Here is a 17,869-nt window from a genome sequence, read left to right as displayed (position 1 = left end):
AAGCTCATCGTTGCACCCGCAATCACAAGCCCACTAGATGCTTGTCCCAGACAAAACCTATTCATTACAGCACGGCTCCCTTCTCAGAAAAGCGCTATTACTCAATCGCAAAAAACCAGAATGAATTTCCTTCTCGATGGGCTCCTCCTTCCGCATCTTAGGGTCCTTGCTTCTACTCCACGTCCTACAGCACAAAAGCCTTACGTACACCCGTACAAGACCTACCATCTACTCTCCGAAGCGTGGCACCCTTCATATTGAACACCTACCGAATCACACGATGCAAGCTAGAGTCAGATACCACACAAATATTCTACCTTCCAACACGTTGGGCATTAAAACCCAAAATGGATAAGAGTTTCAAGACTACTAAAACCATCAAATAGCATGATAAAACTCAATTTTCCCACACTATTCAACACAGTAATTATTCGTACCTTTATTCCCATGAGTAACGACAGTCTACCACGCCAGGCAAATTAAAAACAAATAGTCATTCTTTTTAGATCACTCACTGACTCACCCTTATGCAGTAAATGTGAAATACCCCCCAATGCCGCACCCGCCCCTGCATGATGCTTTATCGAACAACCTCGCGCTCACGTTTTTGAGATTGAGCACCAATAGTCACCGCGTAGCCCCTGGAGTGTTTCACGTGAAACACTCCAGGGCTATTCTTCGTCGTCATCAACGGCAGGCAGGCCCAGCAGGGCGGTTCCCGCCTCGGTGAGGGACCAGCGCATCGTGCGGCCAGCCTTCACACCCTCAGCAAACCCAAGCCCCTGCAGCAGTTTGAGCCTATCGCGCAGAGTCGGCGCCGTAACACCCAGCATCTCCTGCAACTCACTTGAGGTAGGCGCAACCGGCGCCTGGAAGATACAAGCCTGCCCCAGCAGGTACAGTAGCCGCAGAACATCATCACGCTTCTTCGAAGCCAGCCCGGAGGTTCCCGTCCAGGTACGACTGCCCTCCAGCTCAGCGATACGCCTGCCGAGGGCACGCCACGCGCGGTCGCGCGTCTCCAGCTCGTCTTCCAGGTGCTCCTGAGCCTGCTCAATCAGCCCCAGAAAAACATGCAGAAAACCGGTCACCTCACCGTAGTTGAGGGGTTCTTCCGCCGCGCTAAACGCCTTGTAGTAGCGGCTCTTCTGAATGTTGAGTGTGCTCGGCAGGGTGAGGGTCGTCAGCCGGGTGAGTGTCTGCCCCAGGTGGGCTACCAGCAGGTACCTGCCCAGGCGGCCGTTGCCGTCGTAGAAAGGGTGCGTGTACTCCACCATGAAATGCGCGGCGATTGCGGAGAATAGCGCCGGCACGTTCGGGTTGAGGGCGTGGTCAAGTGCCACCTGAACGTTGGCGATGATGGTTGCTTCACTGTCGGGGGCGCGGTGAATTTCGCGGGTGTTGTCGTGAATAACCACGGGTTTGGTGCGGAATAGAGCCCCGTCTGGGCGGTCTTCTTCCGCGAGGTGCCCTTCGAGTAGCGTGTCGTAGAGGCTGCGCACCTGCTCAACCGTGGAGGGTGGGCGGCCTGCCCCCAGGTCTTTGAGGAGGTTCACGAATTCGACGGCGCGCTTAGCGCGGGGGTCCTCGCTGTCGCCGGAGGTGAGCGCCTCAGAGATGAGCTGGCGTGTGGTGTGCACGCCTTCGATGCGGTCGGACGCCACGATGCTGCGTACTGCCAGGTCGAGTAGGTAGCTTTGCATGGCGATGCTGGGCAGTTGGGAGCTCAGCTGTTCGATGTGCCGTTCACGGCGCATAATGCGTTCAAAGGCTGCGAGCGCGGTGCGGTCTGCCAGGTAGAACAGGGGGTGCTCCCCCACCGTGAATTCGTTGAGGAGGTAGGTGGAGTGGCCGTTGCGGCGTGCCTGCAGTTCGGTTTGTGCGGCGGCTTTGCCGCGTTCGTGGAAGATGCTTTTGAGGGTGCGGTACCTTGTGCCGGTGGTGTTCACGTGTACCCTCCTTGATGGTGTAAAAAATCGCGGTTTTTTTCATTATCCTCCCGATTTTCAGAAAATAGTGAAAAAATCCGCGATTTCTTTCATAATCCATGTCACATATAGGCAGTTAGGGTGCCGGATGGGCTCCCCCGATTTAGACCCCTGCAGGGGCGCATCCTAGTGGGAAGCCGCACCCACCGCTTATTTGTTCTGTTCCTTCATTCGTTCCTTCACAAAGCTGTTGAAGCCCTGCGGCTCAAGGATATGAGACGCCTTCCACTTGTCGGGCCGCTCCGCGGTACGGTGCAACCGCACATAGTAGGCGGGGCTGATACTTCCTTCGACCTTCACACAAACCGTGAGCCAGTAGGGGTTGTCGCCACCAGGAACCTTCAGGGTCGGGTCATCAACCAGTTCAGCATTGGTGACGGTTCCCTTGAAAATATCAATACGAGAGTTAGGTCCATACTGGTTTTGCAGTTTGGGATCAATCATGGGGTAAAGCTCTTCTGACCATTCCTTGTACGGCTTGCCGCTGGTGTAGGCGGTGACAATTGCTTTCGCGGTTTCAAGCGCGCGACCACGGTCTTCGTCAGTGATGCTATTGAGGGTAGGAACGCTGGAGGGCTGCTGGGGTCCACCACCGGTTCCCGCCAGGGGTGAAGGGTCAAGGCTCACGGTCGGGGTCGGGGTCGGGGTCGCTGCCGCAGTGGTGGATGCCGCGGTGGTGCTTTCCGTCGCGCTCGGGGAGGCGGTCACCTCGGTGACGGTGGGGGTGCGGCCTGCGGTGGTGGTTGCGGGTGCAGGAGTAGTAGAGCTGGGGGTGGGGGTGCTGGTGGCGGTAGAGGTTCCGCTGGTGATGAGGGTTCCGCCCGGTGCGGAGCTATCGGTGCTAGCAGAGCAGCCGGTAGCGAGCAGTGCGAGGGCAGCGGCGGTTGCGGTGATTTTGCGGGTCATGGAGAGGGGCTTTCTCTGATGAACGGTATCTATGTATCGGTGTGATGCGTCTAGGCGGGGCATATGCTGGGCTGTGTAGCGTTGCGACCGCCTGCGGTTGGTGTCTGCGTCGGGCGTTGACGCATAGTGGGTGCACGGTTAGGTACCGGATTAGCGGTATGAATTCGGTTCTTTTTCGTGCAGTCCAGCTCATATCATGGTAGCTCAGGGCGAGCGCCTGCAGGATATCTGTAGGCATGATAGGGTATCTTTTGACACCGATAAATATGTGCCGCCGTGTTTTTGCGTCTTGCAGTCCTCGATGTTGTGTTCTGGCTCAGATGCTTTTCCTGCGGTACCGCATAGTTTCTCATCACTCATTCAATCTCTGCCCTCCTGCTGGGGGTGGGTTTGTCGCGCCCCGAATTGTGGGGTCTACGTATTTTGGAGATTGTTATGGAGAACAAGGGTGGAGTCACTATCCCCCGCTGGGCTTTCGGACTGGCTGCAGCTGTCGTTGCCCTCCTCGTCGTACTGGTCATCGTGCTTATTCCGCGCGGTAAAGACTCAAACCCCGTAGCAGCAGGCTCCTCTAACAATGAGCAGTCACAGCCCGCCTCCTCTAGCACTGCAGAGCCCTCCATCTCAGCACTAGCGGCAAGTAGCTCAGCGAGCACCAACCACCGCGCAGTGTGCGATGTGAAGGTCCCCACTGGCAAGGAATTTTCTGCGGATATTCCTTCTGACTACACCTGGGAGCAGATGACCGACAGCGTCCATTATCCGGTATCTAAAATTTATGGCCCGGCCGTGCGTCAGGGTCGTCTGGGCCAGTGCTTTGCACACAACCCGACAGGTGCAGCTATGTCCGCCATTAATGCAATGGTTGTAATTGGTAATGACGAAATACCAGCTGATGCGCGTCGTGCTATCTTCTCTAGCCGCTACGATGGCAAACCCGATCCGTGGGAAGATGAAGAGTCCAGCGACTCGAATGATGACATGTCTGACTATGTATCGGTTATTTATGCCTACAGCATCCAGGGATACTCTACGGAGCGTGCCACGGTGAAGGTCTACTTCATGGTTCAGAAGAAGGGTAAGTCAATCAATATCGGCTGGGTGCCCATCCGCATGGTCTGGGAGGACGGCGATTGGCGTTTTGACTCAGAAAAGTCAGAACTTACAACGAACATACTGATGGATGAATCTGATGATCCCTCACAGCGATTCACCATCGGCAAGGAGAAATTCGCTGAGTGGGGCTTCAAGCGCTAACCAGCAAACGCGCAGTAGCCTACTCACCAACAAATCTTGTGTCTCTCTGAGGAGAGAAACTACTCGACACTCCCCTTTCTATCACTCACTCAGACTCTGCTCTAACCAGAGCAGAACCCAAAAATGTGCCCTTAGCCAGGGCAAAAGATTGGAGATTGTTATGGAGAACAAGGGTGGAGTCACTATCCCCCGCTGGGCTTTCGGACTGGCAGCAGCTGTCGTCGCCCTCCTCGTTGTACTGGTCATCGTGCTGATTCCGCGCGGCGGCGATAATTCCAACACCTCCGCTTCGGGCGGCTCGAACGGTGCGGCTCAGTCGAAGGCCACCTCAACGGTAGCGGCAGGCACCTGCGGTGCCGGCACCTCAGACGACCAGGCGGTACTGGACGCAGCACCCAAGGACACCACCTGGGTAACCACCGATGCTGGCTGGACTGGCCCGGTGTCGAAGACCGCTGGTCCGAAGGCAAACTCCCCGATTCGCAACTGCTTTGAGCACTCTGCTGAGGGCGCACTCTACGCTGCTGTATGGGCGACCATCGAGATTAATGAGGCACCGGAGGCATATGTCCAGACTGTTGTGGGCCCGGGTGCTGACGCATTCCGTGAGAGCCGCCTCAAGGACACTAAGACCCGCACTGTGGTTCACGTTGCTGGTTACCGTTATGTCTCGTATACTCCTGAGCGCGCGACTGTACGTGTGCTAATGCAGATTCCCTCGGGGTCGTACCGCTCTGTAGATATGGTGATGGAGTGGCACGATGGTGACTGGCACTATTGGGCTCCCACGACTCCTTCTGCAGTTAACAGTGTCGACCCTGACGAGTTCATCACCTGGGAAGCCTAAAAACTAAAAACCGGTAGACCCGAAAATACGCGGTGGGGCACGACCTTTCATCAGGTCGCGCCCCACCGCGTTTATACGTTTAAGCCAACTCTAGGCGCTACCTGCTAGAGCACCTCGGGGTGGACCGCCACCTCCACGGCGGCAGGCAGCACCCGCGCGCTAATGCGGTACGCCGACGGTGCCGGGTCACCATCCACCTCAACCGGCTGCGCACCATCCGGGAACTCCAACACCACCTCAGACCCCACCAGGTGGCGAATCACCGGCAGCTCAATGCGCGGCGAACCCAAAATCGTGCGGCGAGTAACCTTCGCCATCAGCAGGCCCCACTCCACCAGGTCACGCGGGGACGCCACAATCACCTCAAGCTTGCCGTCGTGCACATCCGTCATATCCGCCAGGCGAATACCGCCCTGCAGGCGACCGCAATTCGCAACCAGCACCGAACGCATGGGCAGGATGCGGGGCTCCCCACCGTCCACGCTGATGCGCACCGGATGCGACCTGCCCAGCATATGCTTCATGCCGGACTGCACATACGCCACCCAGCCGAACTTCGCCTTAATCTCCTCGTTCGTGTCGTTCATGACGAGCGCGTCGAAGCCGGCACCACTCATCACAAAGAACGTGTGTTCGGTTTCTTCGCCGGTGGTGCCCGTAGTCGTCATCTCAATCGCGTCAACGTCCTGACCCGCGCCGTTGAGCGCAATATTCACGCACGCCGCCACGTCACTCACCGGGATGTACAGGTTGCGCGCCAGCAGGTTGCCGGTGCCCATCGGCAGAATACCCAGGCGCGGCTTGGGCCCCTCGTGATGCGCCAGCGCCGCCGCCACGGCACGCACCGTGCCGTCACCACCTGCGGCAATCAGCAGGTCAACGCCCTCGGCAATCAGCTCGCGGGCGGCCTCTGAGCCGGGCTCGTCCACGCGGGTGGTGCGCACCAGCGCCTTCGGGTGGCCGTTCGCCGCGAGGATACGTTCCAGAATCTCAATAGCCACCGCAACGCCGGGCTTGCTCGGGTTGTACACCACGCCCACGCGACGACTGGGGCCGGTAGGCAGGGTCGGCAGAACGCCGAAGGGCGCACCCAGTTCGATAGCGCGTCGGCGCGCCTTCTTGCGGGCACCAGTGGCGGAGGCGGTCAGCGCCGCCGCCGCAGAAACACCAAGGAGTTTACGGTAAAGAGGCATAGTTCTTAGACTACCAGGATACGCAAAAACCCGCCCACCGTTTACGCGGTGAGCGGGTTTTTCAGCTGGTTGTGAGATTACTCAGCAGCGACTGCCGGGATAACCTCGGCGCCACCCATGTACGGGCGAAGTGCCTCCGGGATGCGTACGGAACCGTCTGCCTGCTGGTGAGTCTCCAGGATGGCAACCACCCAGCGAGTCGTCGCCAGGGTGCCGTTCAGGGTCGCTACGGAGCGGGTGCGGCCCTTACGCACGTTGCCTGCCTCGTCCACGGTGTCCGGGGTGCGCTCGCGGATGTTCAGGCGGCGCGCCTGGTAGGTGGTGCAGTTCGAGGTGGAGGTCAGCTCGCGGTAGGTGCCCTGGGTGGGGACCCACGCCTCGCAGTCGAACTTGCGGGCTGCGGAGGTGCCCAGGTCGCCTGCGGCGGTGTCAATCACGCGGTATGCGAGGCCGCAGCGCTGCAGCATTTCCTCTTCGAGGGACAGCAGCTTCTCGTGCATCTCTTCTGCCTGCTCGACGGGGCAGTAGACGAACATTTCAGCCTTGTTGAACTGGTGCACGCGAATGATGCCGCGGGTGTCCTTACCTGCGGAGCCAGCCTCGCGGCGGTAGCAGGAGGACCAGCCCAGGTACTTCTTCGCGCCCTTCTCGAAGTCGAGAATTTCGTCGGTGTGGTAGCCGGCGAGCGCCACCTCGGAGGTGCCGACCAGGTACAGGTCGTCGCGTTCGAGGCGGTAGATTTCGTCGTCGTGCTTGACGTTGAAGCCGGTGCCGTTCATGATTTCGGGGCGTACCAGGGTGGGGGTGGTCATCATGGTGAAGCCGTGCTCGGTTGCGAGGTCGAGCGCCATCCACATGAGTGCCTGCTCGAGGCGTGCTACCTGGCCCTTGAGGAAGTAGAAGCGTGCGCCGGAGACCTTCGCGCCGCGTGCCATGTCGATGCCGTCGACGAGTTCGCCGATTTCGAGGTGGTCGCGCGGTTCGAAGCCTTCGGTGGTGAAGTCGCGGGGGGTGCCGACTTCCTTGACGACTACGTAGTCGTCTTCGCCGCCGACGGGTACGCCGTCGATGATGAGGTTTTCGATGCTGCTGATCAGTTCCTCGTATTCGGCGGTTTTCGCTTCGGAGGCTGCCTTTGCTTCGTTGACGCGGGCTGCGAGTTCCTTGGCCTGTGCGACGAGGGCGGGCTTTTCTTCCTTGGGTGCCTTTGCGACGGTCTTGCCGAAGGCGTTCTGTTCAGCGCGCAGGGTCTCGTATTCGCCGATGAGTGCGCGGCGTGCGGTGTCGGCTTCGAGGATGCGGTCGACGTGGGTTTCGTCCTTGCCGCGTGCTCGCTGGGAGGCGCGGAAGACGTCGGGGTTTTCGCGGAGGAGGTTAATATCAATCACTGTTTTATCCTACCTAATCTTGCGGTGGGTTGTGGGCGGGGTTTGCGCTGGTGGGGCGCGGGTAGGTGCGGGGGTGCCTAGTGGCGCTGCAGGTGTGCGGGGCGGCCGTTGGGGAAGAGCGACTCGACCCATTCGTGTGCGGCGTCGAAGGAGCCGTCGGAGTGGATGGCGTCGACTTCGGTGTTTTCGTGGTCGGCGCGCGGGTAGGAGCCGAGGAATTTCAGCGTCGGGGAGACACGGTGCAGGCCGCGCAGGGCGTCGCGCATGCGCGCCTCGTAGATGTGGCCGTCGGCGTCGATGCTGAACGAGTAGGAGCCCATGCCTTCGCCGGTGGGGCGCGATTCGATGCGGGAGAGGTTCACGCCGCGCACGGAGAACTGTTCGAGCAGTTCGAGCAGGGCGCCGGCACGGTTGGTGGGCAGCGGCACGGTCAGGGTGGTCTTATCGGAGCCGGTCGGTTCGGGGATGTCGGCGGTGCGGGAGAGCAGCACGAAGCGGGTCACGGCGTTCTTGTTGTCGCCGATGTTGTCCTGCAACACGTGCAGTTCTGGGTGGTAGTTCAGCAGCGCCGGGGAGCAGATTGCCGCATCGTAGGTGCAGCCCTCTTCGAGCAGGCCGACAGCCGCCGCGGCGGTGGAGGAGCCGGGCAGGTAGGCGGCGGCGGGTACGTTCTCCTGCGCCCAGCCGCGCACCTGCGCCCAGGCGTGCGAGTGGGTGGAGATGGTCTTGACGTCTTCAATGCTGATGGGCTTCGCGGCGACCAGCACGAAGCGGATCGGTACGAGCACCTCACGGATAATGCGTACACCCTCGCTGGCTGCGATAGCGTCCAGGGTGGCGCTCACGCCGCCCTCCACGGAGTTTTCGATGGGCACCATGGCGGCGTCCGCCTCGCCCGCGTTCAGGCGTGCGAGCGCGTCGGGCACGCTGGTGGCGGGGATGCGTTCGGCGTCGGATGTGCCGGGGACGCTCAGCAGGGCGGATTCGGTGAAGGTGCCGGAGGGGCCAAGGTAGGTGTATCGCATGCCACTATAGTAGCGTCTGCTGTGGAGGGGGCGCCGAATTTGGCGATAGGTTAGTGACTTTGGCGGTAGTTAAAAGCCCCCACCAAAGTCACTAACCTATGGTCGAAAAACTTAAGTCATTACTGAAAACCGTTACCTCACGAACTGGCGCACCCGCGCGGTGTCCCAGTACTGGGCGGGCACGCCTCCACCCATGAGCTCACGGGCAATAGCGGCAGCCTGCACGGAACCAGCCTCCGGCAGGGGCGCGTGCGAACCGGCAATAATGACGTTGCCGCGGCGGCGACCCTTCAACATTGCCGAATCCGCCACAATGCACACATACTCGAACACCTCAAGCAGGGCGGACGCTTCCGTGCGGGCACCGGTCAGCGCCGGTCCGTCACCGCAGTTCAGGATGTACAGGCCACCGGGTGCCAGCGACTCGGCGACGGTGCGGGTGAACTCGACGGTGGTGAGTGCCTCGGGGGTGGTGTCCCCGGCGAATACGTCACGAATCAGCACGTCACGGGAGGCGGGCGCGAAGGTTGCGGTGACGGCGCCCGCCTCACCCACGCGAATCTTCACGCGCGGCGCCTTGGGGATGTCGAACCAGGCGCGCACATACTCGGCGAGCTTGGCATCCAGCTCAACGACCGTGTTGCGGCTGGTCGGGTACAGGTCAGCGAAATAGCGCGCCATGGAGCACGCGCCGCCGCCCAGGTGGGTGATGCGCAGCTTCGCGGCGTCCAGATGCTCCTCCACGTGCGAGGAGACGACCGCCGCAATCCAGCGCATGTACTCAAAATCCAGCTGGCGGGGCTCACCCACAATCACGTGGGAAGACTGCACACCATTAATGAGTAGCAGCCAGCCGTCGGCATGGTAGCCGTCAGGGACCAGCTCCGCCTCACCCGTAGAAATCGGGTACACGCCAGCGGCGGCACCCTGCACGGGGGTGCTCTCGGTATCGTCGATGCGGTTCTTCTGCTGCTTCTGGGCTTTCTGCGCCTTTTGGGACTTCTTGGGTGCCCTGCTCTTTTTCGCCATACCCACTAGCCTAACTGACACGATTCAACGCAACAGAGCGGCCCACCAGCTACCGCCCGCACGCCCCTAGCGTACGCACCCGCAAAGAACCGCCTCCACAGGGGCCGACTGAGTAGACTAGAACCCATGGGATTTGTATGTCAGGGCCGCTACGCGCTCGCACCAATTGAACCGACCGACGCCGAAAAATACGTCAACCTGCAGCTGGACTGCATGGAGCAAACCTACGACCCGATCTACTTCGACACGCTCGGGGAAAGCTTCACCGCCCGCCACCGCGCCGAACGCAACGAATACCTCGAAGACTTCCACCGCCACCTCTCCTCCCCCACCGTGCGCGGCTTCTTCGCCTATGAGGTGCCCGGCTGGACCCCCGACGGCGGGCTCTCCTGCTCCATCGGCGCACGCATCGACTGGGATAAGCCCGTCGGCCTGGCGCTCTCCCTGTGTGAGCCCTCCTCCTGGGAACTCGAACGTACCGACAACCTCCCCGAACTGCCCGCAGGCACCCGTAAACTCGTGCACCTGTACACCCTCAACCACACGCACGGCACCGGGCTCGGACAGGCACTCTACGAATCCGTCATCTACCCGGACGAAAACTCCTACCTATGGGTCATGGCAGAAAACGAACGAGCGCTCTCCTTCTACGAGCGGCTCGGCTACCGCAACGAAGGCGTGTACTTCCAAGCACGCGGCTCCTGGGCGCCCGGCCACAGCGTCCGATACACGCGCATCCTCAACCCCTAAACGGCACACCACAACAGGGAAACAGCCCACCCACATGACGCAGCGCACCGCACCCCCTGTTAGGCACCGCCCCCCACAACGCCTTAAGATAGAAGATGACATATAAGCTCGACGCACCCGCGCACAGGAGCACATACACCCCTGCGCAACCGCGGGACCCAGCGCCGAACATCGCATAGAAGGACAGTAAAACAATGACCACCGGTCTTTACCTCTCCGCTATGTCCCAGAACTCGGGCAAGTCCCTCGTAGCCCTGGGTCTAGCAGACTCCCTCATCAAGCGCGCAGACCGCGTCGGCTTCTTCCGCCCCGTATTCGACGGCGCAACCATCTCCGACGACCCCATGGCACGCCTCATCCGTGAACACTTCGGCCTGACCGAAGAGCAGGTCGGCGGCGCAGTCTCCATGACCGACGCACTCGCACTCATCGCAGAAGGCGACACCGAAGAAATCTCCGCACGCGCAGTCTCCGCCTACGAAAAGGTCGCAGCAAACAGCGACGTCGTAATCGTCGACGGCGTCTACCTGCCCGCCAACGCGCTCTCAGTCGAATTCGACCTGAACGTCCAGATTGCACGTGACCTTGGCCTGCCCGTCGTCGCAATCGTCGGCGCACAGGAAGAAACCGTCGAAGAAGCAGTCACCGCAGTCGACGTGGCACGCACCGAACTGCTCGCCTCCAAGGTAGACCTGCTCGCAATCATCGTCGGCCGTGCAGAACCCGAACTGCGCGACGAAATCGAAAAGTCCGTCAAGCGCGGCGACGCAAACCTGCCCGTCTACGTACTGCCCGAAATCCCCGAACTGAACGCACCCACCGTCGGTGAAGTTGCCGAAGCCCTCAAGCTCGACACCGAAGGCATCAAGGCAGAAGACCTCAGCCGCGACATCCACGGCATCAAGGTCGCAGCAATGAACGTCTCCAACTTCCTCAACCAGTTCGTCGACGGCGACTTCGTCATCGTCCCCGGCGACCGTGCAGACATCGTCGCAGCAACCCTCGCATCCGCACTGGCACCGACCTTCCCCGCACCCTCCGGCGTGCTGCTCACCGGCGGCCTGGACGCGCTGCCCGGCAAGAACACCGCAGTCGGCTCCCTCATCGACAACGCGCCGTTCCCCGTGCTGTCCACCACCAAGGACACCTTCAAGTCTGCACGCGCAGTCTCCCGCGTCCGCGGCACCCTCGAAAGCGGCCACCAGCGCAAGCTCGCAGCGGCAATGGGCGGCTGGGACGAGCACGTCAACAAGGACGAACTGCTGGCACGCCTCGAAATTGAGCGCCCCGCATCCATGACCCCGCTGCGCTTCCTGCACAACCTCATCGAGACCGCACGCGCAAACCGCCGCTCCGTGGTCCTGCCCGAGGGTTACGACGTGCGTATCCTGCGTGCATCCGAAATCATTGCACGCCGCGACTTCTGCGACCTGATCCTGCTCGGCAACCCCGCCAAGATCGCAGAGATCTGCCGGGCCGAAGGTATCGAACTGCCCAGCACCATTCGTATCATCGACATCGAAAACAACGAGTACACCGAGGACTTCGCAGCAACCTACGCTGAGCTGCGTGCACACAAGGGCGTCACCATTGAGGCTGCTCGCGAGCGCATGACCGACCCCTCGTACTTCGGCACCATGCTCGTCTACAAGGGCATCGCCGACGGCATGGTTTCCGGTGCAGTGAACACCACCGCGAACACCATCCGCCCCTCGCTCGAGTTCATCAAGACCCGCCCCGGCACCAAGATCGTCTCCTCCGTCTTCCTGATGCTGATGGAAGACCGCGTTCTGGTCTACGGCGACTGCGCAGTGAACCCGAACCCCAACGCAGAGCAGCTCGCCGACATTGCGAAGGCATCCGCAGAGACTGCACGCCAGTTCGGCGTCACCCCCAAGGTTGCTATGCTGTCCTACTCGACCGGCACCTCCGGCGCCGGTGCGGACGTGGACGTTGTGCGTGAGGCAACCGAGCTCGTGCGCGCATCGAACCCCGACTTCGCGGTCGAGGGCCCGATTCAGTACGACGCTGCATCGAACATGTCCATTGCGTCGACCAAGCTGCCCGGCAGCGAGGTCGCCGGTCAGGCTACCGTGTTCGTCTTCCCCGACCTGAACACCGGTAACAACACCTACAAGGCTGTTCAGCAGTCTTCGGGTGCTGCCGCTGTGGGCCCGGTTCTGCAGGGTCTGCGTAAGCCCGTGAACGACCTGTCCCGCGGTACCACCGTTGAGGACATCATCAACACCGTTGCGATCACCGCAATTCAGGCACAGAGCCTGTAAGGTGCACGCGGCGCTGTAGCGTGAAGGCTGCGGCGTTCCGTTGATATAGAAATCTCCCGCACTGGGGGGCATGCCGTGAAGGTGTGCTCTACCCGGTGCGGGAGATTTTTTGTAATTACAGGGTTTCTTGTAGTGCCATTCCCCGGTTAGTCCTTGCGGGTGCGGCGGAGGCGCACATAGTTAATCACGCCAAGACCAGCCATGCCCACGGCGGTCAGAACCGGGCCGAGGGCGGGCGGGAAGAGCCAGGTGAGCCCCGCCTCCACGGTGTAAGAGATGAGGCGGTAGGCAAGGTAGGTGCACACCGCCACGAAGAGGGCGTAGGCGACGATGATGCCGACCGGGCGGGGCTCGTAGCCTTCTCGCCGGGCACGGAGGGCGGCACCCAGCGCGTTACCCAGGTACAGGGCGAGAGCGCCGACGACGACCGCGACGGTGAGGGCACCGTCGAGGAGCGTGCGTGGGGTCAGCGGTGCGGTGCCTGCCTCAGCGAAGAGATTGAGGATGCGCACCGCGGCGTAGGCGTAGCAGAAGATGACTGCCGCGCGGATGGTGAGGGGTAGGTTAGTCCAGAAGGTTTTCATGCGGCCCCTTTCGAGGTGGAGGGCGGGCTTCTGTCTGGGTGTTACCCCAAGGATACCTAAGAACGCCGGCCTGTGATGCGAATCAATAGCGTTTGGGCTGGTGTGTTCTGCGTGCGGGGCGGGGTGATTGCTGCGCCGAGTTTAATCGCCGAGAAGCCACATGTGTTTCGAAAAGCAACATGTTAAGTGGCTTCTCGAAACACATGTGGCTTTTCAAGGAGGGGTGTATGCAGGAGTCACCGGAATTTTTGTAATTACAGGATTCCACCACCCCTACCCCGTGAGCCGGTGACCACCCGGGCAGCGGCAAACCGCCCGGGCTGCTAGGCTGCTGCTATGGACAACAACTCAACGCCCTCACTGCCGGACCTCGTTCTCCCGTCCGTGGTGACGACCCTCAGCCTCCCGAGCAAACACGCCGCAACTGACATGCGGCTCCCCCACGCGTGGCTGCTACGTTCCGTTCCCGACGAAGAGAACCGAAGCGCCGCCAGCGGCAAAGTCTACGATGACGCCTTGGAATTCCGTTATGTCTACGACTCGAAAGTTCCCAACCACAAGAACGTTCGAGAGGGCGACTTCGTGCTGATTCGAGATAATTCGATTCTTCTCGGATCAGCCGTTATCCGAAAAATTGAGTCATACGAAGCTGATAAGGTCATGACTTTTTGCCCCCGCTGTGGAAGCAGCCGCATCACCTTCAAATCCGATGGGCTGTGGCGTTGCGATGGGAAGTGTCTGAGGAGAGACAATCTCAAGCCCGAGCAGCGTCTGCATAAGAATCCGCCGCAGAAAGCCGAGAAGGTTCAGCGGTTCATTGCCTACTACGGTGATACCTGGACTGAGCTTATCGGTGCAGCAGATAAGGATTCTTTCAAAGCGCTGAGCGTACCCGGCAAATACAACACTCAGAACAGCATTGTTGCCCTCGATACCGCGAAAGTCCTCACCTGGCTTGAAAGTCTGAACACTTCGGGTATTCACCAGCTCAATCTTGGTGAGGCCCGCGGGATTCCCGTGAATCCTCGCGGCGGTTTTACGATGCGCACCGTCAAGGCTCGCAATGGCCAGCCGCAGTTCCGTCAGGAGCTGTTGAACCGCTTCGGAAGCATGTGTGCGTTTACGGGCGCTTGCCACACGGCGGCGCTGGATGCGGCACACCTGTACAGCTATGCGCGCGAGGGTGAGCACCGAGTGGATGAGGGTCTGCTTCTACGCAAAGATCTGCATAAGCTCTTTGATAGTGAGCTGGTGGGTGTGAGCTCTTCGCGGACTCTTCTTCTACACCCCGGTTTGGGAAATACGCAGTATCAGTCGTTGGCGGGTGCCCGCCTGAAGGTTGAGTTGCCTAACCGAGCTCTTGAGCTGTTGGATGAGCACCGCTCAAGTCTGAGCTGGCTTGATGAGGCGCTGGTTTAGGCCTGCTCTGGTTTAGGCCGCCGGGCATGCAAAAGGAGGTGCAGTAGCTTTCGGGCTACTGCACCTCCTATGCGTTTTACTGGTTATGTCTTACTGGTTGTGTCGGCGGGCGATAGCCTTACCGATTTCGTGCGGGATACCCACCACGAGGGCGTTACCCATACAGAAGGCACGGTTACCGTCACTCATGCCGGTGTCAGTCCAGCCGCGGGGGAAGCCCTGCAGCTGATCCAGTTCATCGGGAACGAGGCGGCGGTACGCACCGGAATCACCAACCACAACGTGCTTGAATCGGGAGGCACCCGAGCCTCCTTCGCCGGTCAGGATGGTACGCGCCGGACGGTCGAGCGGGTCAGGGAAAGACATTGAGCCTTCGGTGTAGAAGTATTCAAAGCCGCTCGCCTTATTGATGCGCTTTTCCTTCTTTGCGCCCTTGAGGTATTCCCAAGAAGGCACCTTGTCAGGGGCGATAAAGAACTGTTCCGGCACCTCAGAGTCAGGAAGAACTACGTCACCGAGCGTCTTAAATTCGCCGCGGTAATCGGGCTCTACCTTGCTGGTGAGCACGGTGCCGTTCTGCATGACACCGGCAATCTGGAAGGGTGAGGTCTTAGCGCCAATTCCAAAGTGTTCCGTCTCGTAGTAGGGGTCATCGGAGATGGTGAACTCATCAGCCTCATTGAGCTCTTCGAAGACGGAGAGAAGACCCTCAGATTCTGCAGTTTTGACCGGGAACGCTTCCGCCAAAATACCGGTGTGGGTGATACGGCGCGACAAATCCCATTCAGGGGCGTTGTGTTCGGCGTAAATGTAAACGCGCTTACGCTTCTGCGGGTGGCCGTACTCTGCCGCGTTAATAACGCGCCATTCGACGCTGTAGCCGAGCGCGTAGAAGCAGGAGAGCATAATGGCGAAGTCGCGGCCTCGCTGTTTAGCGGGTGACTTTAGCAGGCGGTCAACGTTCTCCAGAACAACATATTTGGGGGTCTTAAGTTCGAGCGCGCGGTGAATATCCCACCAGAGCACGCCCTTCTTACCTTCAATGCCGTGCGACTGCGAAAGGGGCTTGGTAACCGAGTAATCCTGGCAGGGGAAACCGCCGCAGAGCAGGTCAGCGTCGGGAATTTCGTAGAGGCCCGCCTCCACATCATCAAGTACGGCGTGGATGTCGCGGTTTTCGAGGTTTGCTTCTTCGCCGAAACGTTCCTGGTAGCAGCGTGCCGCGAACTGGCGGCCAACCGTTCCCGGAGGCTCCCACTGGTTCGCCCAAACGGTCGTGAAGGGGCCTGCGGAGGGCAAGGTCATGCCGTTGGCATTATAGCCTTCAAATCCTAAGCGGAAGCCACCTACACCGGCGAAAAGTTCGATAACTCGGATAGGCTGGCTACTGCTGGTGGTTTTCTGATCCATGAGTCAGTAGTCCTTATAGTCCTCTTGTAAATGTGTTCGAATACTGATACTATAGCATAGAACAGCTATTCAGATCAAGCAGGTTATGGAAAAGCCCATGACGAACCAGAGAGTGCAGCTGCCGTACCTGACGTAGCATGAAAGCAAGAAACAGCACCGCCGCTACCCCTCTACTTTCGGAAGGAACACCGACTATGGACATTTTCGATTACGACAATTCGAGCGTTGATAGCATCCTCAAGTACACAGATAAGAAGCTCGTTGGTCGCACACTTCAGGACATCCTGGAAGAATTCCAGAACTCTGAGTACAAAACCTACGAAGATAAGAAAAAGGGTACTCCCTCAACGGCTACTCGCAAGGAAATTAGCGAGCTCTCCAAGGGAATCTATGGCAATATCATCGAAGAATGCTTCTACGGCATCAAGCCCAACAATTCCCCGGAACCCGATATTCCTAAAGCAAAGCTCGAAATCAAGACGACCCCTTACAAAGTCAACGCGAACGGCACTATTTCCGCCAAAGAACGTCTAGTTCTCAGCATGTTTAATTTTCATGAGGAAAATCTAGACGATTTTTATCAGACGCACCTTTGGCATAAGTGCCAAAATATTTTGCTTCTGTTTTATAAATATCAAAAGACCCGCGATATTTTGAAGATTATCACCGATAAGGCTTTCCTTTTCGACTGGCCCGAAGAGGATATGCCAACCATTCTTGCGGACTATAAACGTATTACCCAGAAAGTCCTGGAGGGACGCGCGCACGAGCTTTCCGAATCTGACGGCATGTACCTTTCAACCTGCCGGAAGGGTGCCGGCAGAGACAAGGACCGCACTACTCAGCCCTATGGCCCCGAGCTGGCTAATAGGCGCGCCTGGTCGCTCAAGAGTAGCTACATGACAACTCTCCTCCGCACCAGGGTTTTTAGCCAGGAGGAACAGGAGAGTATCGCTAAAGCAGCTCGGGATACCTCTAAGCCTTTTACCCAGATTATTGAAGAAAAGCTTCTGAAATACCGGGGCCAGAGCGAGAAAGAACTCTGCAAGGAGTTTGATGTTAACTTTAAATCCAAGGGCCGCAACAGCACTCTTGTGCAGAAAATTCTAGGCCTTTCTTCGGATATTGATAGTACTGCCGAATTTAAAAAGGCAAACATGAATATTCGCGCTATTCGTGTTGATAAAAACGGGCTCCCTAAAGAGGATGTTCCCTTTAAGAACTACCGTTTTATTGAACTAGCGAATGAAAAAGAGTGGGAAGAATCCCATATTTACACCGAGATTTTCTCAAGGAAATTCATGTTTGTTGTTTTCCGCGAGAATGAGACCGGTGATTTCTGCCTAGATCAGGTCAAGTTCTGGGGTTTCCCCGATTCCCTCGAGCCTGAACTGATGAAAGTTGAACTGATGAAGGTATGGCAAGAGACGAAGGAGATCATTAATCGAGGTGTTGAGCTAACGGTCAAGCCGAATGGTAAGGACGGCGTTAAGGTTTCCACTGACTTCCCGCAGAGCAAGGCGAACGAATACCTTTTTACGAAGGTTCACGCCTCCCAGACCTACTACGAAGTTGAGCCTGGCGAGTTTGTCGGAAAAGGCAAGCTCAAGGATACCGACGAACTACCCGATGGTCGTCGCATCACGAAGCACTCCTTCTGGCTACCCAAGAAATTCGTTCAGCAGATTCTGCGCGGTGAATGGGACTAATAACCGAATGTAAATGACCGCAGCAGGCGGCCCCGGATGCGTGTGTGTCCGGGGCCGCCTGCTTTTTAGACCGAGGTTT

General features: G+C 58.9%; 14 protein-coding genes. 6 read left to right on the top strand and 8 right to left on the bottom strand.

All coding sequences use genetic code 11. The features are described from left to right. Positions 1–671: 671 nt before the first annotated feature. Positions 672–1,949: a Fic family protein gene (locus HMPREF2749_RS01945; protein WP_070593250.1), complete on the bottom strand. Its 1,278-nt coding sequence runs from the start codon at positions 1,947–1,949 to the stop codon at positions 672–674. 189 nt (positions 1,950–2,138) lie between these two features. Continuing rightward, positions 2,139–2,894: a carbonic anhydrase gene (locus tag HMPREF2749_RS01940; RefSeq protein WP_070593248.1), complete on the bottom strand. Its 756-nt coding sequence runs from the start codon at positions 2,892–2,894 to the stop codon at positions 2,139–2,141. Positions 2,895–3,329: 435 nt separating this feature from the next. On the opposite strand from HMPREF2749_RS01940, the gene HMPREF2749_RS01935 reads away from it, so the two are divergent. Continuing rightward, a complete protein-coding gene (locus HMPREF2749_RS01935) occupies positions 3,330–4,151 on the top strand; it encodes a DUF8175 domain-containg protein (RefSeq protein WP_070507365.1) in 822 nt (273 codons plus the stop codon). A 160-nt stretch (positions 4,152–4,311) separates the two neighbouring features. Beyond that, positions 4,312–4,998: a DUF8175 domain-containg protein gene (locus tag HMPREF2749_RS01930; RefSeq protein WP_070507368.1), complete on the top strand. Its 687-nt coding sequence runs from the start codon at positions 4,312–4,314 to the stop codon at positions 4,996–4,998. Positions 4,999–5,102: 104 nt separating this feature from the next. Here the strand turns inward: HMPREF2749_RS01930 and HMPREF2749_RS01925 are convergent, their stop codons facing one another. From HMPREF2749_RS01925 to HMPREF2749_RS01910, 4 genes are all read right to left on the bottom strand, one after another. After that, positions 5,103–6,191, bottom strand: a complete 1,089-nt coding sequence (locus tag HMPREF2749_RS01925; protein WP_049353193.1) for a diacylglycerol/lipid kinase family protein — start codon at positions 6,189–6,191, stop codon at positions 5,103–5,105. Between the two features lie 77 nt (positions 6,192–6,268). Further along, positions 6,269–7,579: a serine--tRNA ligase gene (gene serS, locus HMPREF2749_RS01920; protein WP_070593245.1), complete on the bottom strand. Its 1,311-nt coding sequence runs from the start codon at positions 7,577–7,579 to the stop codon at positions 6,269–6,271. 77 nt (positions 7,580–7,656) lie between these two features. Further along, a complete protein-coding gene (gene pheA, locus HMPREF2749_RS01915; protein ID WP_070593243.1) occupies positions 7,657–8,604 on the bottom strand; it encodes a prephenate dehydratase in 948 nt (315 codons plus the stop codon). Between the two features lie 132 nt (positions 8,605–8,736). Beyond that, positions 8,737–9,633 (bottom strand): spermidine synthase, encoded by an 897-nt coding sequence (locus HMPREF2749_RS01910; protein ID WP_070593242.1) that lies wholly within the window; start codon positions 9,631–9,633, stop codon positions 8,737–8,739. Between the two features lie 126 nt (positions 9,634–9,759). On the opposite strand from HMPREF2749_RS01910, the gene HMPREF2749_RS01905 reads away from it, so the two are divergent. Then, the gene (locus HMPREF2749_RS01905; RefSeq protein ID WP_070593240.1) at positions 9,760–10,383 is read left to right on the top strand and encodes a GNAT family N-acetyltransferase; all 624 of its coding nucleotides are present in this window, start codon (positions 9,760–9,762) and stop codon (positions 10,381–10,383) included. A 194-nt stretch (positions 10,384–10,577) separates the two neighbouring features. Further along, positions 10,578–12,668, top strand: a complete 2,091-nt coding sequence (gene pta, locus HMPREF2749_RS01900; RefSeq protein WP_070593238.1) for a phosphate acetyltransferase — start codon at positions 10,578–10,580, stop codon at positions 12,666–12,668. Between the two features lie 146 nt (positions 12,669–12,814). Here the strand turns inward: pta and HMPREF2749_RS01895 are convergent, their stop codons facing one another. Beyond that, the gene (locus HMPREF2749_RS01895) at positions 12,815–13,252 is read right to left on the bottom strand and encodes a hypothetical protein (RefSeq protein WP_049353188.1); all 438 of its coding nucleotides are present in this window, start codon (positions 13,250–13,252) and stop codon (positions 12,815–12,817) included. A 429-nt stretch (positions 13,253–13,681) separates the two neighbouring features. On the opposite strand from HMPREF2749_RS01895, the gene HMPREF2749_RS01890 reads away from it, so the two are divergent. Further along, positions 13,682–14,671, top strand: a complete 990-nt coding sequence (locus tag HMPREF2749_RS01890) for an HNH endonuclease (RefSeq protein ID WP_246823482.1) — start codon at positions 13,682–13,684, stop codon at positions 14,669–14,671. Between the two features lie 90 nt (positions 14,672–14,761). Here the strand turns inward: HMPREF2749_RS01890 and dcm are convergent, their stop codons facing one another. Further along, complete coding sequence (gene dcm / locus HMPREF2749_RS01885) at positions 14,762–16,081, bottom strand: DNA (cytosine-5-)-methyltransferase (RefSeq protein ID WP_049353186.1); 1,320 nt, start codon at positions 16,079–16,081, stop codon at positions 14,762–14,764. A 194-nt stretch (positions 16,082–16,275) separates the two neighbouring features. Here dcm and HMPREF2749_RS01880 point away from each other — a divergent pair, with 194 nt between their 5' ends. Further along, a complete protein-coding gene (locus HMPREF2749_RS01880; protein ID WP_049353185.1) occupies positions 16,276–17,790 on the top strand; it encodes a Sau3AI family type II restriction endonuclease in 1,515 nt (504 codons plus the stop codon). Positions 17,791–17,869: the final 79 nt, after the last annotated feature.

This window comes from Rothia sp. HMSC075F09 (assembly GCF_001810515.1).
Lineage (GTDB): Bacteria > Actinomycetota > Actinomycetes > Actinomycetales > Micrococcaceae > Rothia.
Note: the sequence above shows the minus strand (reverse complement) of the source record. Positions and strands in the feature narration are given on the sequence as shown.